The organism is Sphingomonas benefaciens, from assembly GCF_052907485.1.
The window spans coordinates 99944-120305 of the sequence record NZ_JBREIC010000008.1 but is presented as its reverse complement, the minus strand read 5'-3'; the positions used below and the strand labels follow the sequence as shown (position 1 = coordinate 120305).

Genomic DNA, 20362 nt, shown 5'->3' with positions numbered 1-20362 from the left:
TCGAGCGGCGGATCCGGCTCTGCTTGGCGCCTGTCAGGCGGTGAGGGCGTGGATCGGCAGCATCGCCGCGCCGATCGCCACCGCGGTGCTGCCCAGTGGTGAGGCATGGATGGCCGGCGCGGCGCCGTGATAGCCGGGTGTCGTCCAGCCGCGCAGTCGCTCGGCCAGGCCGGTCAGCAGGGCGTCGGGCAGCGTGCCGGAGATCACCACCGCACCGGGATCGAGCCAAGCCGCGCCCGCCTCGATGCCGTAGCGCAACTGCCCGGCGACGCGGTCCATCCAGCCGGCGAACAGCGGTGCATGGTCGTCGAGCAGCGCCGGCAGGTCGGACAGGCTGTGGATCGCAATGCCGGCGCGGCGCAGCGTGTGAAGCAGGTCGAGGCCGGAGGGGCGCGCGGCGGGATCGAGGAACAGCCGCCCGACCTCGCCCGCATTGCCGTGCTCGCCGCGCACCAGCCGGCGATCGGCGATCACCCCGCCGCCCAAGCCGTGGCCGAGGAAGAAGACGAGAATGTCGCGATAGCGGGTGATGATCGCCGGCCGGTAATATTCGGCGAGCGCGGCAACGGTGCCGTCATTCTCGACCCAGACCGGCAGGCCGAGGGCATCGGAAAAGAAGCGCGCCTGCGGCACGTCGCGCCAGCCGGCGACCCATTCCACCGTCCAGCGCCGGTCGGCCGCGGCGTCGACGACATAGCCGGTGCTGGCGATGCCGAGCCCAAGGAAGCGGTAGGGCAATATGCCGGGCCGGCCGGCGATTGCGCGCAATTGCGCCTCGAGCAGCCGGGCGAAGGCGCGCGGATCGGGATCGTCGAACGGCACCTCCTCGCGCGCGAGCAGGCGGCCGGCGCAATCGAGCGCGACGATCTCCGCCCAGCCGGGATGGACGGTCGCACCGACCGCATAGCCGCCCTCGCCGCTCAGCACGAGCGGCACCATCGGCCGGCCGCGGCCGGTGCGCGTCGCGGGCTCCTCCTGCTCGGCGATCAGGCCGAGCGTGATCAGCTCGCGCGACAGCCGCGTCACCGTCGCATGGCCGATGTCGAGCCGCGCCGCGATCCGGCTGCGCGACGCCGGCCCGCCGGTGCGCAGTTCGAGCAACAGCCGCTTGGCGGCTTCGGACAGCAGAATGGCGGGACGCGGCATCCCCCGCCGATATTTTTCCTCTGCGTCAAAAAAATGAAGGGGACTGCGCTCTGTCCTTTGCTGGACTCATAGTCAGGGCAGGCAATCGTGGCGTTGCTCGACCTGATCGCCCTGCCCTAGGGTGCGGATCAGCACCGACATGGCCCGACACCGCTGGCCGTCCTCCTCGCGCAGCGGCCCGGCGACGACGAAGCCGTGGATGCCGGCGGCTTCGTCGGTCCATTCCTGCATGTCGCCGGTGGTCATGGCGGTCTTTATCGCCCGCGCCTGCGACGCTTCGCCGGCCAGCGGATCGTGAAGACCCGGTGCATCGACCGCTGCAGCAAGCGGTGACGATGCCTCATCCGATGTCAGATGGTGCAGCCGCTGTCGCGTCCTCTTCTCGCTCGATACCACACGGGTCAGACGCGCCGTGGGGGCATGGTGGACGACCTCGGGAGCACGGTTGCGTGGCGGCACGGGAATGTCGATGGCGTAGGTCGGTCTCGCCCCGACCCGCTCGACCATCAGGCTGGCGGCGGTAAAGCTCAGTGCACAGATCGCCACGCCGCCCAGCGCTGCCCGTGGCGAGAATAGCAGCGACCGCTTGGGAGGTGCGGGGTCATGACCCGCATCGGCGTGAACGGCATAGCGGCGATGCCATCGGGTCAGCTGGACAGCGCCGACCTGCAGGCTCCAGCCGCGATCGACGATGTATCGGGCGCTGTCGCCGTCCTGCCGATCGTCCACGATCATGTGCTGTCCCATGCGGTTCGGCCACACCGGCCAGATCATTGTCCCAACACCGTTTTGGTGTCGTCCGTCAGCGTCTCTGCCGCATAACGCAATGTCAACCATTTGCCGTGACACATGCCCGGGCATTGTCGGGGTATCGCATGTCGTTCGTTGCCAAGCTTTATGAGGACGATCGTTCGGCCGAGCGCTATCCGGTGCTGCTGGACGGCACGCTGCGCAATCCGCAGGCCGAACCGCAGGACGTCGTCATCGACGATCTGTCCGCCACGGGATTTCGCACGGCGACGGCGCGCGGCCTTGCGGTCGGCGACACCATCACGCTCGGCATCTTCGGAGTCGGTCTGCGTACGGCACGGGTGCAGCGGGCGGACGACGGCCATTATGGCTGCCAGTTCGTCGTACCGCTGACGGCCGAGGAACTCGCCTCCGCGCTCGCCGGCCTGGCGCCGCCCGAACCGATCCGTTTTCCGGCTCCGGAACTTAACTCTGCGGCCGCTGTCGATCAGCCGGCGCAGCGCGAATGGTCGCTGTCTCCCCGTATGCGGATATTGTGCGTCACGGCTGCGGGCATCGGGCCGTGGATGGTGTTGGGACTGGTCTGGCGGCTGATCTGACTATCGCGGCATGGATCCCTGTCGTGTCACAGAGGCATTGTCCGAGCCGCGTTTCCAGCTGCCGGTGCAGTGCTCAGGAAATGTCCCAAGCCGTAAGCCGCATCTGTGACAAGGGCCGTTCAAGCAGCCAAGTAACGGTCATGTTATCGATAGCTGTCACATAGAAAGCCGCCGCCCGGCGGGGCGACGGCTTCTTAGAATCGCTGCGCAGTAATTACGCGAAGCGGACGCGGGTCGTCGTGTTGCGGCGACGCATTGCGAAGCCGACCGCACCCATGCCGAGGATCATCAGCGCCCAGGTCGCCGGCTCAGGCACGGCGGCCGTCTGCGCCGTTGCCGAGAAGGACGTCGTCGTGCCGCCCTGGGTGGTGAACACGAACGATGCCGGAGTGGCATCGAAACCGTCGTAACGGAGCGTGCCGGTCGCGGCGAAGGCCAAGGTGTTGGCGGTGATGCTGCCGATCGTGTCGATCGACGACAGGTCGAAGCTGATCGGCGAGGCGTTGTTGCCGCCGGTCAGCACGAAGAAATTGGCGATCGACTGGGCGCCGACGCGGAAGTTTGCGATGTCCTGGATCGTGCCGCAGGTGCCGGTCATGCACGAGAAGCCGGCGAAACTGCCGGTACCGGTGCCATAGTTCGGGATAACGCCAGCAACGCCCGGCGACGCCGTGCCACCCGAGCTCGCCAGGAAGTCAAGCGCGGTTGCGGTCGACAAGCTGTTGCCGCCGGTAGCGTTGAGATAGCCGGTGAAATCGACCGAACTGCCCGTGGCGATCGTAGCGGCATTCGCATTCGAGGCGGCGCAGACGGCAGCGCCAGCGGCCAGTAAGCTAAGCAACTTCTTCATACATGTCCCTCTCAGGTGCACTCGGCGGACCCGAGCGAGCCGTTAACAAGGCGTTAAGTTTCAAGTTCCGCTGAAGTCAGTAAATTTCTTGGCACTAATCGTTTGTATCAAAACGGGACATGTGGCAGATTTGGATCCTCATTGTCGCATGGGGGTGAGCAAGCGGTGTCGGGGGACGATGCGAGTTAAACTTATGAAGATTTTGAATTGATAGGGTAAACAGCGCCCGGGACTGGCTGAGGATGCCAAATTATCTGGTTGAATAGACGCCCTAATATTTTGATCGGCCAAATTTTACATGGCGTTGATCTACTTTAATAGTTTAACTATCAATTGAAGGTGAGGTGCGGTGCATTGTGCCCTGAGCCCGGGCCAATGAGCGATCGTGCCGCGTTTGGAAATGGATGGCTGCATGAGATCGGCGTGATCGGTGTGCAACCCTGATGAGGCAGAAGAGTTTCTCGAAGATGCAAGGTGTTGCTCGGCTCTTTCGGCGCAAGGTCCGCCAGATCGGTGCAGTCATGCGGCGTCGCCCGGTCGCGACCTTGTTCGTGACGCTTGGCGCAAGCGTAATGGGCATTGCCGGTGCAGGCGATATGTTGTCGCGCGCTTCGGCGGAGGCACCGCGGACCAAGACGGATGCGGAGGCCCGCATCGACACGCCCGAAACATTGCTCGACGCCCGCTCCCCCGGTGCACGTAATTATGGTTGGCTGGTGCAGAACAAGCCGCCGCGGACCGGGTTCGACGTCGGCCCGCCGCACGAACGCGTCCTGACCTCCGTACGTCATCGGCCGGGCCTGCCTGTCGCCCCAGGCACCACGCCGGCCTTCACGCCCTATACGCCGGTCGCGGCCGGCTTCGATCCGACGGCACCGGTACCGGTCGAGGAAGCCTTGACCGATGGGAATGTCCCCGTCGGTCCGGGCGGTGTGTTCGTGCCCGTCAGCCCCGGGATCGGCGTCGTGTCCGGCCCTGGGGGCGGTACTGGCAGTGGTGGCGGAACGGGCAACACGCCGGGCAATGGCGGTGACCCGGGGGGCGTCGTGCCCTCGACTCCCGCCGTGCCGGAGCCGGGCACCTGGGCGATGCTGATACTCGGTTTCTTCGCGATCGGGGCAACGATGCGGCAGCGGCGACCCATGCTGCGCCATGCAACGTCTTAGGCCGATTGAGGCTATACGACCGCTGGTCCCGGTTCTGCTGATCGTTCTGGCCGGCTGCCGGCAGGCATCGATCCCCGTCGACAATATCGCCTCGCCTGCAGTGGCAAGCACGCCGTCACCTGCCCCCGCCGATGGCCGGATCCGCTTTGGGAGTGGCGACCGGACGGTGTTCACCGCCCCCGACGGTCGGCGTTTCCAGATCGGCAGCCTGCTGACCTTGCCGGGCAGGATGAGCTTCGGCGATTCCGTCTGGAACGATCGCGGGGCTGGTGCCGGGCCGATCTGGATCCGGATCGACTTGGCGCGGCAGCTGATCTCCGTGTTTCGCAGCTCGGACGAGATTGGCACCGCGGTGATTGTCTATGGCTCGGACGGCAAGGCGACGCCGACCGGTGCCTTTCCGGTGCTGGGCCGCGAACGGCTGCATCGTTCGACCCTGTACGATGCCGATATGCCCTATACCCTATGGCTGACCCGCGACGGCGTCGCGATCCACGCCAGTACCGTCGAGGAAGGGCGGGCGACCCATGGTTGTGTCGGCCTGCCGATGGACTTTGCGCGACGCCTGTTCGCCGTGGCTCGGCGCGGGGATGTCGCCTTCATTGTTCCGGCCAGCTCGCCGGGCGATGCTGGCCGATCGGCTGGTCATTCGACGTAAATTGCCGATTTACCAGCCCTTCTAACCGGCTGGTCAAGACGGTGCGGCATCATCCGCCCTCGCATCGAGGGCAGAGATCATGCGTTCCGGACGGGTTCGTGGCCATAAGCGTCGTTATGCCATGCTGATCCTCGGCATGGCGCCGCTGCTGATCGGGGCGGACGACGGCTTCGCCTCGCGCCTGCTGTCCCGACACAATGAAGAACGCGCCCGCCGCGCCATTCCTCCCCTTAGCTGGAATCCGGCTCTTGCCCGATCGGCAAGCGTCTGGGCGGAGCATCTCGCCGCCACCGGGACCTTCCACCATGCACCGGAAAATGAGACGGCGCCGGAGGGAGAGAATCTCTGGGCCGGCACGCCGCACCGCTTCACGCCGGAGGCGATGGTTGATGCCTGGGCGCGCGAACAGCGCGTCTTCCGGCCCGGTCGCTTTCCCGACAACAGCACTACCGGCCGTGTCGCCGATGTCGGCCATTATACCCAGCTGATGTGGCGGGCGACCCATTCGGTCGGCTGCGCGCTGGCGCATGGCGCGCGCGAGGACGTGCTGGTCTGCCGTTATAGCGAGGCGGGCAATTATGAGGGAGAAATCCCCTTCTGACGACCGTCACCGCGCCGTTCGTGCCGGGGTTTCAGTATGCGTTCCGGTGCAGCATCACCAGCACGGTACGCCCGATGATCGTCAGGTCGGTCATCAGCGACCAGTTGTTGAGATATTCCATGTCGCTTTCGAGCCGCTTGACCAGATCGTGCTCGTTTTCGGTCGATCCACGATAACCGCGGACCTGCGCCAGACCGGTCAGCCCGGGCTTGATCGTATGGCGTAGCCAGTAGCGGCGATCGATCTGCCAGAAGAGATTGTCGCCGGCGCGCGACCCCAAGGCGTGCGGGCGCGGGCCGACGATGCTCATGCTGCCGCCCAGCACGTTGAGCAGCTGCGGTAGCTCGTCGAGGCTGGTAGCCCTGATGATACGACCGACACGGGTGACGCGCGGGTCGCCGCGCGCTGTCGAACGATCGCCGTGGCGATCGCTCAGGTCGACGTACATGCTGCGGAACTTGAGAACCTCGAAGAGGCGGTTGGCCCGGCCCATGCGCTGCTGGCGGAACAGGATCGGACCAGGGCTCTCCAGCCGGATCGCCAGCGCGACGATCAGCATCGCCGGCCAGAATATGAGCAGTGCAAGCGATGCGATGGCGATGTCGAAGCTGCGCTTGATCAGCCGGTTACGCATGTCAAGCCGACCCGATGACACGCGCACGCCGGCCAGCCCCATGCTGAAGGCATTGCCAAGTGGTTCGATCGTATGCAGCTCGGGGATCAGCAGTTCGCCGTCGCAGTCGACGCTTTTCAGATACAGCGACCAGCGATCGCGATCCTCGACGGCGCACGACACCGTGACGCGGTCGGCGCCCGCGACGATCTCCGAAAATCGGTGCAGCATCAGCGGATCGGTGATTTCGGGACGGATGCCTAGTTTCGTGACGTTGATGCAATGGACGTCGGGGGGTACCTCAGCATTAAATTCGCCGTCGATGATCAGGATCCGGCAAAAGAATCGCGAACCGAGCTTGCGGATCAGCACCGGCAGCGGCAGGCGGATCAGGGTTAGACCGATAATCGCCAGTAGCGTGCCAGAGAAAAAGGCGACTCGTGACACGTCGGTGCTGTTTCTGGCGGCGAACAGCAGCATGATCGTGGCCGCCGTGGCGCCGAGCATGGCGGTGACCGCCTTCCAGATGCTGAAGTGCCGCGCGATCAATGTCGTGTAGGAATAGGCGCGGACGTAAAAGCTGGCTGCCACGAACACGGGGATGATCAGCCAATAGCTGACGGTCAGCATGTCGCGGACGTCCTGATGCCGGATCAGATCCGACAGTGCAAAGGCGAGCGCCACGATGATGGCATCGAGCAGTGCCAGCAGGCAATAGACCGCGACGCGAACCGATTGCGTATCGGTCCGCTCGCCGTCACCCTGATAATGGTCGCTCGCTTTCACTACTCCGTGGGCCGTCATGTGCCGGATATCTCCGTCCGCCAATCCTCAGCCTTACCCTGTCATATCGTTACCAGACCCATTGTGTCTGCGACGACGATCACATGGATTGTACCGAATTGAAACTAAGACCTATTTTAGGTCCGTAATGGTCGTAGAGCCCATTTGTTCGGTGCGGTGACACGATCTGCTCGGACGTGCCGGCGGTGTTCGATGTTCATGCGCGAACTTTGTGGCTCGCAGCCCGCTCGCCTCAGATCATCTTGGCGAAATAGGCGATGGTCCGTTCCAGCCCCTGATCGAGAGCGACGGACGGCTGCCAGCCGAGCACGGTCTGCGCCAGTGTGATATCGGGACGGCGCTGCTTGGGATCGTCCTGCGGCAGCGGCAGATAGGTGATCTCCGACTTGGAGCCGGTGATCGCGATCACCTTTTCGGCGAGTTCGCGCATCGAGAATTCGCCGGGATTGCCGATGTTGATCGGGCCGGTGACGTCGTCGTTGCTGTCCATCAGCCGCAGGAAGCCGTCGATCAGGTCGTCGACATAGCAGAAGCTGCGCGTCTGCGACCCGTCGCCATAGATCGGGATCGGCTCGCCCTTCAGCGCCGCGACGATGAAGTTCGATACGACGCGCCCGTCGGACGGGTGCATGCGCGGGCCATAGGTGTTGAAGATCCGCACCACCTTGATGCGCAGATCGTGCTGGCGATGATAGTCGAAGAACAGCGTCTCGGCGCAGCGCTTGCCCTCGTCATAGCAGGATCGCGGCCCGATCGGGTTCACATGGCCCCAATAACTCTCCGGCTGCGGATGGACGATGGGATCGCCATAGACCTCGCTGGTCGAGGCCTGGAAGATCTTGGCGCCGGTCCGCTTGGCGAGGCCGAGCATGTTGATCGCGCCATGGACGCTGGTCTTGGTCGTCTGCACCGGATCGTGCTGGTAGTGAACCGGCGAGGCCGGGCAGGCGAGATTATAGATCTCGTCGACCTCGACGTAGAGCGGGATCGTCACGTCGTGACGCATGAACTCGAACCGTTCATGGCCGTGCAGATGCGCGATATTCTGCTTCGTGCCGGTGAACAGATTGTCGAGGCACAGCACCTCGTCGCCGCGTTCGATCAGCCGGTCGATCAGGTGCGAGCCGAGGAAACCGGCGCCGCCCGTCACCATCACGCGCTTTCGGGCGCCATATTGCCGTGCCATTGTCTTGATATCCCTTGGGCCCCCACCCGCTCCTCCCGTGACCGGGATCAGGGTGAGAGGCAAGCAGCTTCGCAGCGACGCCGTCTGCACGACGAACTGTGAAGGTCGCGTTACAGGGCACGTCTTTCGACAGTAATGGTGCCGGACAAAGTCTAACGTGTCGCCGGAAAGTGCCGAACTGGGACGTGATGATCGAGCCAAGCCCCGTCCGCTTGGCCGTTGCTGGCCCCCATGCTAGGCTCCGAACGGAAGCCGGGCTGTACACCGGCATATTCGGCTGGGGTTGGAACACACATCATGGCGACCTTGGCATTGTCGGATCGACGGCGGTCCGGCGCATTGGCGCCGCTGGTGCTGCTGGCCGGCCTCGCTCTTGTCGTCGTCCCGACCATGATCTTTGTCGCCAAGGTCAGCTGGACGACCGAAGCGGGCGCGCATGGGCCGATCGTGCTGTTCACCGGTCTGTGGCTGCTGTGGCGGCTGTGGCCGGCCGCGCGACCGCTGGTCGCCCCGCCCCCCCTCATCTTGCCGGTGCTCGGACTGCTCGTCACCCTGCCACTCTATCTGGTGTCGCGGATCGCCCAGATCGTCGAGATTCAGGGCTATCTGATGTATGCCGTGGTGCTGGTGACGATCTATGCACTGATCGGCCTGCCGGCGATGCGGCGACTGTGGTTTCCGCTGCTCTACCTCGCCTTTATGTTCCCGCTGCCCGACACCTTGGTCGCGGCGATGACCGGATCGCTCAAGACCGGCATCTCGCGTGCGGCGGTCGCCCTGCTCTATCAGTTCGGCTATCCGATCGGCAGCGCCGGCGTGACCATCCAGGTCGGCCAGTTCCAACTGCTCGTCGCGGCGGCCTGTTCGGGCCTCAATTCGATCGTCGCGTTGACCGCGATCTCGCTGTTCTACGTCTATATGCGGCACCAGGCGGACTGGCGTTATGCGCTGTTGCTGACGCTGTTCATCCTGCCGGTGGCGATCTTCACCAATTTCATTCGCGTGCTGATCCTGATCCTGCTGACCTATCATGCCGGCGATGCGATGGCGCAGGGCTTCCTGCACAATTTCGCCGGCCTGACGATGTTCAGCGTCGCCCTGCTGACGATCTTCGCCATCGACAGCGTGCTCGAACCGATCTGGCGACGCTTCATCATCCGGAAGACGGCATGACCATGACCTCACCGATCAACCGCCGCAGCATGCTGATCGGCACCGCTTTGCTCGGAGTCGGGGGCGTGGCGATGGCGCGGCAGCCCAGGGCGGCCAGTGCCAAGGTCGGCAAGGAAGCGCTGGACCGCTTGATCCCGACGCGGATCGGCGACTGGACGTATCGCGATTCCTCCGGCCTAGTGCTGCCGCCCCCCGATGCCCTGTCGGACTCGCTGTACAGCGGCCTGGTCACGCGAAACTATACCGCGCCGGATCGCCTGCCGATCATGCTGCTGGTTGCCTACAGCAACGTGCAGGACGGCATGCTCCAGGTCCACCGGCCGGAGGTCTGTTACCCGGCCGGCGGCTATCGCCTGTCACCGACGGTGGTGGAGGAAGTGCCGAATGGCGTCGGCGGCAACATTCCCGCCAATACCTTTTCCGCCGATGGCGTTAGCCGGACCGAACAGGTGCTCTACTGGACACGGATCGGTGGCTTCTTCCCGACAAGCTGGCTCGACCAGCGCGTCGCGGTGTTGCGCGCCAACCTCGACGGGCTCATTCCGGACGGCGTGCTGGTGCGGGTGTCGACACTGGCGCCGGACATGGCGAGCGCGCGGGCCGATCTGACGACGTTCGCCGCGCAGATGGTGCGCACGTCCCCGCCGGTCGCGCGTCGCTTGCTGGTCGGTGCGGCCTAGCGCTTCGACCAGAGGTCGGAAGGCTTCAGCACCACATGGATATAGCCGATCACGCCGAGGATGATCACGATGGCGACAAGGGTTTGTCCATGATTGCCGGCGTAATTGGCCAAAGCACAGCCAACGCTGGGGACGAGATATTGCCAGAGATGATCGGTCGGTTCTTCCTTGCTCGAACGCTCGAGGAAGAGAACGATCAGCCCCGCGAATAACGCCAAGGTAATCCAGTCATAGGCGGTTTCCACGTCGGCGCAGCCTTTCTGCAATGCTCGGACCGTCTTATCGTCAATGTCATGCTCTTTCTAGAGGAACGTCGATGTCCCGTTTGTCCCGCGCTCCCATTTTGGTATCCTGCGTCGCCATCGCCGTAGCGTTGAGCGGTTGTCAGAAGAAGGCGACCGGCCAGGTCGCCGCAGTCGTCAACGGCGACGAGATCACGCTGCAGGAGGTCAATGGCGCCCTGCGCAACGCCAACATCCCCGATGGCGCCGAGAAGGACAAGGCGCGCGCCGCGGTCGTCCAGCGACTGATCGACAAGCGCCTGATCGAACAGCAGGCGAAGGCCGCCGGCACCGATCGCGATCCCGAATTCCTGACCCGCCAGCGCGAGGTCGACCAGGCGCTGCTGCTCGAATTTTATGCCAAGCGCGTCCAGGACACGCTGCGCGTCCCCGACAAGAGCGCGATCGACAAGTTCATCAGCGATCATCCGCTCAACTTTGCCGGCCGGACGATCTTCTCGGTCGACCAGATCCGCTTCCCCGTGCCCGCCGACCAGTCGGTGATCGTCGGGATGAAGGATCTCCATACGCTGCAGGCGATCATGGACTATCTGACCAGCAAGGGCATCAAGTTCGATCGCGGTGCCAGCAAGGTCGACAGCGCCCAGGTGCCGCCGCAGATGATGCAGCAGGTGCTCGCGCTGCCGCCGGGCGAGCCGTTCATCGTGCCGACGCCGCAGGGCGTGGTCGCCAGCGTCATCACCGGCAAGGAGGTGCAGCCGCTCGCCCCCGAACAGGCGCAGCCGATGGCCGTGCAGATGATGCGTGCGCAGGAACTCGACAAGGTCATCCAGCAGCGGCTGAAGGATGCCCGTGCCAAGGCGAAGATCGAATATCAGCCCGGCTTCGCCCCCGCCAAGACGACCAAGTAAGGCTTGCCGACGGCATGGCGATGCGCCTCCTCTTCGCCCTGCCGGGCTTTCATCGGTTCGATCGCGGCGCGGAAGTGGCCTTGCTCGCCGTCGCCGACCATTGCGCGCGCGCCGGCGACTCGGTGACGGTGATGGGGGCGGGCCAGGCCCGCCCCGGCACGCCCTATACCTTTGAGCACGTGCCGGCCATCAACCGCGAGCGGTTCGAACGGCTGCCGACGATGCCGCTGCTGCGTGCCGACACTGCCTATGAAGAGGCAAGCTTCGCTCCCGGGCTGGCATTGCGATACCGGCCTGGCGATTACGATGTGACGGTCACCTGCTCCTATCCCTTCACCAATTGGATATTGCGACGGCCGCGGCTCGGCGGGCAGCGGCCAGCGCATGTCTTCGTCACGCAGAATAGCGACTGGCCGGCGATAACGCGTGGATCGGAATATCGTTGGTTCGGCTGCGAAGGCCTGGTGTGCACCAATCCGGATTTTTACGAGCGCAACCAGGAGCGCTGGAATTGTGCCTTGATACCGAACGGGATCGATCTGGCGCGTTTCTCGCCGGGAGTATCGGAGCGGGCGCGCCTTGGCTTGCCGCAGGACAAGCCGATCGTGCTGATGGTCAGCGCCTTCATCGAGAGCAAGCGCGTGTTGGACGGCATCCGCGCCGTGGCGGCGGTGCCGCACGCGCATCTGGTCGTCGCCGGCGATGGTGCCTTGCGCGATGCGGTGGATGCGCTCGCCGCGGAATTGCTGCCTGGTCGCTTCAGTCGTCTGACCGTCACGCCCGCAGACATGCCGGCGCTGTATCGTTCGGCAGATGCCTTCCTGCACATGTCGCTGCTCGAATCCTTCGGCAATGTCTTCGTCGAAGCCCTTGCCTGCGGCCTTCCCATCATCGGCCATGACACGCCGCGCCTACGCTGGATCGTGGGCGACGACGAACTGCTCGTCGATACACAGTCGCTGTCGGCTGTGAGCCAGGCGATCAGCGTCGCGCTGACCGCCACGACTGATCGCAAGGCGGTGCGACTGGAGCGGTCACGGCGTTTTGGCTGGGATGCAATCGGCACGAAATATCGTGATTTCTTCCGTAGTTTGTCCCGATGAATGTCATCACGGTCATCGCGCTGCTGATTGCCGCATTACCCATGGCGATGCTGCTTGTGTTCACGCTGGAGGTCGCCGCTGGTCTGCGGCCGCTGCGACGGTCCGTGCCCACCCCTTCGACATTCCAAGTCGCCATTCTGATCCCGGCGCATGACGAAGCGATGGGGATCGAGGGAATGCTGGCGGCATTGCACGCGAGGATCGATCCGAACGTCTCGGTGCTCGTCGTTGCCGACAATTGCACCGACGACACCGCGGCTCGGGCGCGACAGGCTGGGGCGACCGTCATCGAACGGCATGATTCTGCTCGGCGAGGCAAGGGTTATGCGCTGGCGTTCGGCCGCGATCATCTCGCTATGTCCCCGCCCGATTGCGTGATCGTGCTCGACGCCGACTGCACGATCGAGAGGGACGGCATCGCCGTGCTTGCCGGCGCGGCTATGGCGACCGGTCGGGCTATCCAGGCCTGCTATCTGCAGCGCCCCGATCGTGCCGCCTCGCCCAAATCGCAAATCTCCAGTTTTGCCTTTCTGGTCAAAAATCTGGTTCGCCAGCGGGGCATGACGCGCATCGGCGGGGTGGCGGCCATGACCGGGACCGGCATGGCACTGCCGTGGAGTGTCCTTGCCGACGCTCCGCTCGCCAGTGCTGATCTGGCGGAAGACATGGCGCTTGGCGCATGGCTGACCCGCCATCGACGTCCTCCCCTGTTTCTCGAGGATGCTCGGGTGTGGAGCGACGCGGCATCTGAAGCCGCATTGATGACCCAGCGCAACCGCTGGGAACGTGGTTTTATGTCGATCGCGCGGAAACGGGCCTTACCACTCATCGTCGATGGTATTGCCAGGGGCCGACGCGGCAGTCTCTGGCTTGGTCTACATCTGCTGGTTCCCCCCCTTGCGCTGCTGTTCGTCGTCGCCGGGGCGGCGCTCGTCCTGGTTTCGATTCTGGGATTGCTGGGTGGCTCGCTGTTGGCGCCTGCGCTTTTGCTGGTGGGATTGGCAGCCGCCGCTGGCGCGACGATCGCGGCATGGTCGTGCGCAGGCCGCGAGCAGATCAGCGGCACCGCTCTACTGCGGGTCCCTCTCTATGTCGCGGCTAAACTGCCTATCTACCGGACATTGCTCCGACGCGAACAGGCCGATTGGGTGCGAACGGACCGCGGTAACGACGACGCTCCGCGGCAATAACGCCGCTTCTTTCAGAGTGTCAGCGCTGCCGGGCCCAGATCGCGAAGATGCGCGGTCCCTCGACCAGATAGCGGCGCCACAGACGGCGCGGTTCGCTGCCGAGGCGGAATGCCCATTCCATGCCGAGCCGCTGCATCCACAGCGGCGCGCGGCGCTTCTCGCCGATGACGAACTCGAGCGAGGCGCCGATGCACAGGCCGATGCCGCGTGACCGGCCGGTCTGGCGGCAGCGGTGCGCCGCGATCTCGCTCTGCGGCGCGCCCATCGCGAACAGCACCACATCGGCGCGCTGCTCGGCGACGAACGCCTCGATCGCCGCCATGGCCGCCGGATCACGCAGCACCCCCATCGGCGGTCGCAGCTGGGCGAAGGCGATGCCCGGCGCGGCGTCGCGCAGCGCCGCGACCAGCGTCTCCGACCCGCCGACGATCGCCACCGTCCGTCCGCGCATTCGCGGATCGGCGAGCAATATGCGGGTAAGGTCGCTGCCCGGCACCAGCGGCAGGTCGATTCCGGACAGCTTGGCCAGCCGCTGGAGGATGCGGCTGTCGCACAGCACCAGGCCAGCATCGGCATAGGCGGCCGCGAATGCGGCGCCGAGCGGATCGCTGGCACGCTGCAACCGGTCGAGCCGGACGACATGGTCGACGTTGGGGGTGACGACATAGGAGAAATGCGCCGTGTCGGCGCCCGCGAGCACCGCGTCCACCGTTTGATCGAGCGTCAGGCGCGCGATCGGCAGGCCGAGGAACGGCACGGCCGCGTCCGTGGCACGTCCGTCGGTCACGACAGCCGGCCGATCAGTGCGACCGGAGGCGGCGTGCCCGGCACTGGATCAAGGCCGTAGCGGGTACGGGCCTGCTGCGTGCCGTTGGCGACCTCGGCGCGGCAATTAGTGTCGTTACTCTTGGCGCAGATCTGGCCGTACAGGGTCCATGCCGCACCCAATGCCGGGGAATCGAATGCGAAGCGCCGTGCGACGTCGAGCGCGCGATCGGTATCCCCCATGCGCAACAGCACCGCGGTATAGGCGCGCGCTAGCGGCAGGCTCTGCGGCAAGGCCTTGCGGCCATCTTCGAAGACGCGCCGCACGTCACCCGCTTTGTTGCTGGCGGCATAGGCCCGGGCGAGGCCCAGATAGCCTTCTTCCCATTGCGGATAATCGTGGATGACGCGCTGATAGTCGATGATCGCGGTGGTCGGGTCACCGCGTGTCAGAGCGTCTCCGGCGCGGATCAGCAAGGCGTCGCCATTGTTCGGATCGCGCTTCAGGGTCGCATCCGCCGCGGTGCGTGCCGCCGCGGTATCACCGGCCGCGCCGACGGCGCGCGCATACAATGCCTGGATATCGCTCGACCAGCCCGTCGCTACTGGCTTGAGCAGGGCGATCGCCGCCTCCGCATGACCTGTCGCGATGAAATAGCGCGCCAGGGCAAGCCGCGTGTCGATCGATGCCTTGGTCGACACGTCGGCAATCTGGTTGGCGGTCAGCCCCTCCTGGTCATAGCCATAGAACAGCCGCGGCAGGCGTGCCGCCTCGGTCGCCGTGAGGGTCGGCTCCGCGGCCAGCGCGGCCGCTTCGACCCGGGCGTCGGCAACCCGCCCCATGCGATAGAGCGTGTCGACTAGGTCGAAGCGATAGTCGCGGTTGTCGGGTGATAGCTGACGGATGCGCTGCAACGAGGCGAGGAAATCGGCCGGCGTGCCGCCGAAGCGCTGCAGTTCGGCGAGCGCCATGGTCAGTTCCTGCGTCTCGCCAACCTGGCCGATCCGTTCGCGGACCAGCGACAATGCCGCGTCACGGTCGCCGCGCAAGGCCAATACTCGCGCCTTGAGGATCGTCGCGCCGACTTCCCGGGGATTAAGCTTCAGGATCCGGTCACTGAACGTCAACGCACCGTCCAGATTGTTGCGCACCATGCAGATGATGCCTTTGACCAGCAAAGCACCGGTCTGATTAGGGGCGAGCGCCAGGATCTTGTCAGCCGCTCCGTCCGCCTCGGTCAGGTGACCGGTCGACAGGCCGGTCTGAGCGACGCCGTTCAACGCTTCGAGATTGGCGGCGTCAAGCGCCATCGCGTTGCTGAACGCGCGATAGGCGTCGTCGCGCCGGTTGAGCGTCATCGCGATACGACCTTGCAGCAGATAGGCATCGGGCTGGTCGTCGCGGGCGCGGATCGACTGGCTGATCAGCGCATAGGCCTGCGCCGGCTGCCCGCTGTCGAGCAGCTGCTGCGCCTGATTGGCGAGCTCCGCCGCCTTTTCGACGCTGCTGGTACAGGCGACGGGCGTTGCTGCCAGCAAAGCGAGGCAAAGTCGGGCAATCGTGGCGCGGTGGCGGTTCATGATTCCTTGTCTCGTAACCGGACAGGATGGTTTCGCAACCGCTCCCAAGTCCTGGTAACCTACTTTCGGCCTCGCCAGTTACCGGGAAAGATCGTAAGACGAAGACTTGCAGGCAAAAAGGGGTCGCAAGAATGATGGGTTTCTCGTGGCGGCGTTCGCTCGCGGCGACTTTGCTGGCCTGCACGGCCGTCATGCCCGTATCGGCGCAAACCGCGCCGTCGGGTCCTGCCGTTACCCCGACCGCGCAGCCTCCCATCGTTCGCGCACCGGGCGTCACCCCTTATCGCATCAACCCCGGCGACGAGCTCGAAGTCTATGTCTGGGGTGAGGAGCGGCTGCAGCGGGACATTCGGGTGTTGCCGGACGGTACGATGGCGATGCCGTTGGTCGGTCAGCTCTCGGTGCAGGGCCTGCTGCCCGAACAGGTCCAGGACGCCATTTCGAAGCGTCTCGCCAGCCAGTATCGCGACGCGGTGCCGCAGGTGACGGTGTCGGTGAAGAACCCTGCCGGGCTGCAATTCTCCGTCGTCGGCAAGGTCAAGGCGCCGGGGTCGTTCACGCCGGGCCGCTACGTCAACCTGCTCGAGGCGATCAGCCTCGCCGGCGGTCCCGCCGAATTCGCCAGTCTCGACAACATCTCGATCGTCCACAAGAACGGCACGAGCAATCGTGCCCGCTTGTCTGGCGTGATGCGCAATGGCGTGCCGGCGGATGCGAACGGGGATCAGCTGATCCCGCGCATCCAGAGCGGCGACACGATCATCGTTCCGTGATGACGATGGCACGCCATAACCGCCGCTTGCTCGGTGCGACGGGAGCGATCATCCTGCTTGATCTCGTCGCGGTGGCGTCTCCCGCCGCGGCGCAGGATCGGCTGACCGCCGACGCATCGGCTGGCATAGGTGTCGCGACCAACCCGTTCCTTGAACCGGGCTCCACGCCGACCGTCATCGGTCCGACGCTGAGCCTCCATCCGACCTTCACCAGCGAGCGTCCGCTCACCACCCTGCGTGTGGAGGGCGACGCGCGCGCGACCTTCTACAACCGAGGCTATGGCACTAACGAAAGCGTCAGCGTCCAGGGGTTCGGCTCACACAAGCTGAGCGAAACCACGACGCTCAACGCGGGACTCGGTTACATCAACACGATCGTCGGAAGCTTCACCGACGTGCGCGTGCCGGTGGGGCCGCTGGTTCCGATCGGTGCCGATCTTCCCGGCGTGGTCAACGATCCCGTTCTAGCCGGGATCGGTCGACGCCAACGTGTCTATCAGGGGTCGGGCAATATCGTTTCGATCCTGTCGCCGCGCGACCAGATCGAGGCGGGCGTAGCCGTTTCTGCCAACCGTTCCGGCGGGGGGCTGCAAGACTTCAACTATGCGACGCCTTCCGTGTCCTATTCCCGGCTGCTCAGCGAGAAATTCACCGTCGGTGCCAGCTTTGCCGTCGGCTTCACCAATTATCTGCGGACGACGATTGGCGATGCCACCGTCTACCAGCCATCCCTGACCGTCTCGCGGGATATCAGTGAACGGTGGACGCTGAAGGGCTCGCTCGGCGCGGCTATCATCAATCTGGATGAAGGCCTGGGACAGAATCGTACGACGACCACGTTCAACGGATCGGCCGACCTGTGCCGGCGCGACACCCGCTGGACCGCCTGTTTCAACGCGGCGCGCCAGACCGTGCCCTCGGCCTTTCAGGGCGTGCGGACGACGACCCTCGTGGGGACATCGCTGGGTTATCGAATGAACGAGGCCGACGACCTGTCGTTCACCGCCAGCTACTCGCATGCGAGTGCGCCGCTCCAGCGCAACTTCGTCAATGTCCCGCGTGACAGCGCGCTCGATTATGCCAGCGCCGCGGCGAACTTTTCGCATCGTTTCCGGCGCACGCTGTCGGGCTTCGTGTCGGGTGGGTATGCCAAAGCCTTTGGCGACAGTGTGCGTCGCGATGCTAATCTCACGGCGAACGTGGGCGTAACTTACAGGTTCAATGGACGGTAATGAAGCAGATCGACGACTATGAAGCCGAACAGGGTGGCGGCGGATCGCTGCTCGCCCATCTGCCGGCGATTATCTGGCAGCGGCGCTGGTATTTGATCGTACCGGTCATCCTGTTCGCCATCATCGGCGTGGTGGCGGCCTTCGTGGTGCCGGTCCGCTACACCTCGACGGCGACGTTGCTAGTCCAGTCATCAACGCTGCCGCAGGCGGTAGCGGCGGGCAATCCCGATGACGTGATCGATCGCCGTATCGCGCGCATCCGCGAACAGGTGCTGAGCCGGCCCGAGCTGATCGAGCTCGTCAACCGTTACCAGCTCTATCCCAAGCAGCGCGCGAATGCCGCGCTGTCGGACATCGTCGACACGATGCGCAAGGCGGTGACGATCGCGCCGCTGTCGGCCGAGATGCAGCAGGGCAGCAACAGCAACACCATTGCCTTCGCCCTGTCCTATTCGTACGAAGATCCGACCAAAGCGCAAGCTGTCGCGCAGGATCTCAGCGAGCAGGTCCTACGCCTCGACGCGACTCAGACCACGCAGCAGGCCAGTGCCTCGGTACAGTTCCTGTCCGATCAGGCGCGGAGCCTACAGCAGCAGATTGCTGAGCAGGAACGCCAGATAGCGGGGATTAAGGCCGCCAATGGCTCGATCCTGTCGAGCGCGGGCGTGACGATGCTGGGCGGCGGTAGCGGCAGCTACGACGTGCAGATCGCCGCCCTGCAACGCGAGAATTCGCAGCTGCTGACCCAGCGCAATCTAACCCGTACCGCTGACGCGCGCGATCCGATCGTTGCTCAGGCCGAAGCGCAGCTGGCTGCGGCCCAATCGGTCTATTCGGACGACCATCCGGATGTCCGCCTTGCGCGGCAGCGTCTGGCCGAAGCGAAAGCGCTCGCTCGCAAGAACGTCGACAAGGCGCCGGTCAGCGCGATCGACGAGCAGGTCGCGTTCAACAACCGTCAGATCGCCGCGCTGCGGTCGGCGCAGGCCGGTGAATCCGCGCGCGTCAATGCGACCATCGGGGCCCAGTCGCGGGCGCCGGTCGTGCAGCAGCAGATCGCGCAGCTGCAGGAGAGGCTCGATGGCCTGAACGCGCAATATAAGGGCGTGGCCGATCGCCTCTTCCAGGCGCGCGCCGGGGTGAAGGCGGAGAATGAGCAACTCGGCGAACGGCTGTCGATCGTCAATCCGCCGGTGGTGCCGGACGAGCCGAGCTTCCCCAAGCGCTGGATGCTGCTGGCGGGCGGTCCCGCGGCAGGCTTTGCGCTTGGCGTAGTGCTGATGTTCCTCGTGGAGCTGATCATGCGGCCGATCCGCGATCCGGCGACGCTGACGCAATTGTTCGGTGAAGCGCCGCTCGGCGTCATTCCGACCGTTTCCGCGCGCGGGCTTTCTGCAAAGCGGGGCTGGTTCGGTCGCCGCAAGGCACAGGTTTAGGATCGAAACGTGACCCCATTTTCTTCGCTGGATACCGCGGGCCACGACCTGGCCGCCGTCACCATCCCGTCGGCGGCCGAACTGCCGGTGCTGACGCTCGACCCCGATTATCTGGCGAGCCGCAAAATCGTAGGCTTCGACTCCCGCGACATCCGCTCGCGTGCCTTCAATCTGCTGCGCTCGCAGGTCGCCAAACGGATGGCTCGTGACGGCATGAAGGTGCTGGGTATCACCTCGGCCGCGCCCAATGCGGGCAAGTCGTTCATCTCGACCAATCTGGCCGCCGCGCTGTCGCGGATGTCGGACCGCGAGGTCTATCTGTTCGACTTCGATTTGCGGCGCGGTTCGCTCGCTCGCGAACTGGGGCTGCAGTCCGGCCGCGGCCTCGGCCTGTTCCTGGAAGGCAAGGTCACCGATCTGCGCGACATCGGTCATCGTGTCGGCGAGAATGGCTTTGCCTTCTTCCCCTGCTTCGCCAGCATGGAGCGGTCCGCCGAATTGTTCAGCGGCAATGCTTTCAAGGCGCTGGCCGCGGCGATGCACGCGCTGCCCGACAATGCGATCGTGCTCTGCGATCTGCCGCCGGCCTTCGCCAACGACGATACGTCGGTGATCTGCGAAAAGCTGGACGCGTATCTGATGGTGGTCGAACAGGGCAGCACGACGCGCAAGCAGGTGACGGGCACGCGCGAGATGCTGCAGCCGACCCCATGCATCGGCACAGTACTCAACCGCTATGACGGCGGCTGGTCGGATCCTTACGGCTATGGCTACGGTAATTCCTACGGCAAATATTACGCGCAATAAGCGCGTCGATGCTGGTGCCGTCGGGTAACGCAGATGGTATACGATGGGCATGGCGGCCTGCATGAATGGGCCGCTATGTCTTTGAAAACGTTATAG

Annotated in this window: 21 protein-coding genes; 13 read left to right on the top strand and 8 right to left on the bottom strand. The window is 64.8% G+C overall.

Going from position 1 to position 20362, the window contains the following annotated elements; translation table 11 throughout:
* Positions 1-33 precede the first annotated feature (33 nt).
* Together ACU5AX_RS19470 and ACU5AX_RS19465 are read right to left on the bottom strand one after the other, a co-directional pair.
* Positions 34-1146, bottom strand: coding sequence for an ROK family protein (locus ACU5AX_RS19470; protein WP_446692215.1), 1113 nt, complete (start codon positions 1144-1146; stop codon positions 34-36).
* A gap of 72 nt (positions 1147-1218) precedes the next feature.
* Complete coding sequence (locus ACU5AX_RS19465) at positions 1219-1881, bottom strand: hypothetical protein (protein ID WP_446692214.1); 663 nt, start codon at positions 1879-1881, stop codon at positions 1219-1221.
* A gap of 140 nt (positions 1882-2021) precedes the next feature.
* Between ACU5AX_RS19465 and ACU5AX_RS19460 the strand changes: the two genes are divergently transcribed.
* A complete protein-coding gene (locus tag ACU5AX_RS19460) occupies positions 2022-2495 on the top strand; it encodes a PilZ domain-containing protein (protein ID WP_446692213.1) in 474 nt (157 codons plus the stop codon).
* A gap of 214 nt (positions 2496-2709) precedes the next feature.
* Here ACU5AX_RS19460 and ACU5AX_RS19455 read toward each other — a convergent pair whose 3' ends face one another.
* Positions 2710-3345 carry a PEPxxWA-CTERM sorting domain-containing protein gene (locus ACU5AX_RS19455; RefSeq protein WP_446692212.1) on the bottom strand — a complete coding sequence of 212 codons (636 nt, stop codon included), beginning with the start codon at positions 3343-3345 and terminating at the stop codon, positions 2710-2712.
* A 521-nt stretch (positions 3346-3866) separates the two neighbouring features.
* Here ACU5AX_RS19455 and ACU5AX_RS19450 point away from each other — a divergent pair.
* The 3 genes from ACU5AX_RS19450 to ACU5AX_RS19440 all read left to right on the top strand — a co-directional run bounded on the left by ACU5AX_RS19450 (position 3867) and on the right by ACU5AX_RS19440 (position 5770).
* A complete protein-coding gene (locus ACU5AX_RS19450) occupies positions 3867-4511 on the top strand; it encodes a PEPxxWA-CTERM sorting domain-containing protein (RefSeq protein WP_446692211.1) in 645 nt (214 codons plus the stop codon).
* Positions 4498-5169 carry a L,D-transpeptidase family protein gene (locus tag ACU5AX_RS19445; protein ID WP_446692210.1) on the top strand — a complete coding sequence of 224 codons (672 nt, stop codon included), beginning with the start codon at positions 4498-4500 and terminating at the stop codon, positions 5167-5169. The genes ACU5AX_RS19450 and ACU5AX_RS19445 overlap by 14 nt, the downstream gene beginning before the upstream one ends.
* A 79-nt stretch (positions 5170-5248) precedes the next feature.
* Entirely contained in the window at positions 5249-5770 is a 522-nt protein-coding gene (locus ACU5AX_RS19440; protein ID WP_446692209.1) for a CAP domain-containing protein, read from the top strand.
* Between the two features lie 31 nt (positions 5771-5801).
* Here ACU5AX_RS19440 and ACU5AX_RS19435 read toward each other — a convergent pair whose 3' ends face one another.
* Together ACU5AX_RS19435 and ACU5AX_RS19430 are read right to left on the bottom strand one after the other, a co-directional pair.
* On the bottom strand, positions 5802-7187 hold the full coding sequence (locus tag ACU5AX_RS19435; RefSeq protein ID WP_446692208.1) for a sugar transferase: 1386 nt from the start codon (positions 7185-7187) through the stop codon (positions 5802-5804).
* Positions 7188-7419: 232 nt separating this feature from the next.
* Positions 7420-8373: a UDP-glucuronic acid decarboxylase family protein gene (locus ACU5AX_RS19430; protein WP_446692207.1), complete on the bottom strand. Its 954-nt coding sequence runs from the start codon at positions 8371-8373 to the stop codon at positions 7420-7422.
* Positions 8374-8670: 297 nt separating this feature from the next.
* Between ACU5AX_RS19430 and xrtV the strand changes: the two genes are divergently transcribed.
* Together xrtV and epsI are read left to right on the top strand one after the other, a co-directional pair.
* The gene (xrtV, locus tag ACU5AX_RS19425) at positions 8671-9546 is read left to right on the top strand and encodes an exosortase V (RefSeq protein WP_446692206.1); all 876 of its coding nucleotides are present in this window, start codon (positions 8671-8673) and stop codon (positions 9544-9546) included.
* Positions 9543-10226: an exosortase-associated protein EpsI, V-type gene (gene epsI, locus ACU5AX_RS19420; RefSeq protein ID WP_446692205.1), complete on the top strand. Its 684-nt coding sequence runs from the start codon at positions 9543-9545 to the stop codon at positions 10224-10226. Before xrtV ends, epsI begins: the two co-directional genes overlap by 4 nt.
* Here epsI and ACU5AX_RS19415 read toward each other — a convergent pair.
* Positions 10223-10471 (bottom strand): XrtV sorting system accessory protein, encoded by a 249-nt coding sequence (locus tag ACU5AX_RS19415; protein WP_198355488.1) that lies wholly within the window; start codon positions 10469-10471, stop codon positions 10223-10225. The two genes, epsI and ACU5AX_RS19415, sit on opposite strands and share 4 nt — an antisense overlap.
* Positions 10472-10542: 71 nt before the next feature.
* On the opposite strand from ACU5AX_RS19415, the gene ACU5AX_RS19410 reads away from it, so the two are divergent.
* The 3 genes from ACU5AX_RS19410 (at position 10543) to ACU5AX_RS19400 (ending at position 13672) form a co-directional block, all read left to right on the top strand.
* Complete coding sequence (locus tag ACU5AX_RS19410) at positions 10543-11379, top strand: EpsD family peptidyl-prolyl cis-trans isomerase (protein WP_446692204.1); 837 nt, start codon at positions 10543-10545, stop codon at positions 11377-11379.
* An 80-nt stretch (positions 11380-11459) separates the two neighbouring features.
* Positions 11460-12482 (top strand): glycosyltransferase family 4 protein, encoded by a 1023-nt coding sequence (locus ACU5AX_RS19405; RefSeq protein WP_446692203.1) that lies wholly within the window; start codon positions 11460-11462, stop codon positions 12480-12482.
* Entirely contained in the window at positions 12479-13672 is a 1194-nt protein-coding gene (locus tag ACU5AX_RS19400) for a glycosyltransferase family 2 protein (RefSeq protein WP_446692202.1), read from the top strand. The genes ACU5AX_RS19405 and ACU5AX_RS19400 overlap by 4 nt, the downstream gene beginning before the upstream one ends.
* 19 nt (positions 13673-13691) lie before the next feature.
* On the opposite strand, the gene ACU5AX_RS19395 is transcribed toward ACU5AX_RS19400, so the two are convergent.
* Complete coding sequence (locus tag ACU5AX_RS19395) at positions 13692-14459, bottom strand: WecB/TagA/CpsF family glycosyltransferase (protein WP_446692201.1); 768 nt, start codon at positions 14457-14459, stop codon at positions 13692-13694.
* Entirely contained in the window at positions 14456-16018 is a 1563-nt protein-coding gene (locus ACU5AX_RS19390) for a tetratricopeptide repeat protein (RefSeq protein ID WP_446692200.1), read from the bottom strand. The genes ACU5AX_RS19395 and ACU5AX_RS19390 overlap by 4 nt, the downstream gene beginning before the upstream one ends.
* Positions 16019-16149: 131 nt before the next feature.
* On the opposite strand from ACU5AX_RS19390, the gene ACU5AX_RS19385 reads away from it, so the two are divergent.
* From ACU5AX_RS19385 to ACU5AX_RS19370, 4 genes are read left to right on the top strand one after another with little or no spacing between them, the layout of a single operon-like run.
* Positions 16150-16791, top strand: a complete 642-nt coding sequence (locus ACU5AX_RS19385) for a polysaccharide biosynthesis/export family protein (RefSeq protein WP_446692199.1) — start codon at positions 16150-16152, stop codon at positions 16789-16791.
* A 26-nt stretch (positions 16792-16817) separates the two neighbouring features.
* Positions 16818-18023 carry a hypothetical protein gene (locus ACU5AX_RS19380; protein ID WP_446692198.1) on the top strand — a complete coding sequence of 402 codons (1206 nt, stop codon included), beginning with the start codon at positions 16818-16820 and terminating at the stop codon, positions 18021-18023.
* Positions 18023-19459 (top strand): GumC family protein, encoded by a 1437-nt coding sequence (locus ACU5AX_RS19375; protein WP_446692197.1) that lies wholly within the window; start codon positions 18023-18025, stop codon positions 19457-19459. The genes ACU5AX_RS19380 and ACU5AX_RS19375 overlap by 1 nt, the downstream gene beginning before the upstream one ends.
* A 9-nt stretch (positions 19460-19468) precedes the next feature.
* The gene (locus ACU5AX_RS19370; protein WP_446692196.1) at positions 19469-20266 is read left to right on the top strand and encodes a CpsD/CapB family tyrosine-protein kinase; all 798 of its coding nucleotides are present in this window, start codon (positions 19469-19471) and stop codon (positions 20264-20266) included.
* The last annotated feature ends 96 nt before the right edge of the window (positions 20267-20362 follow it).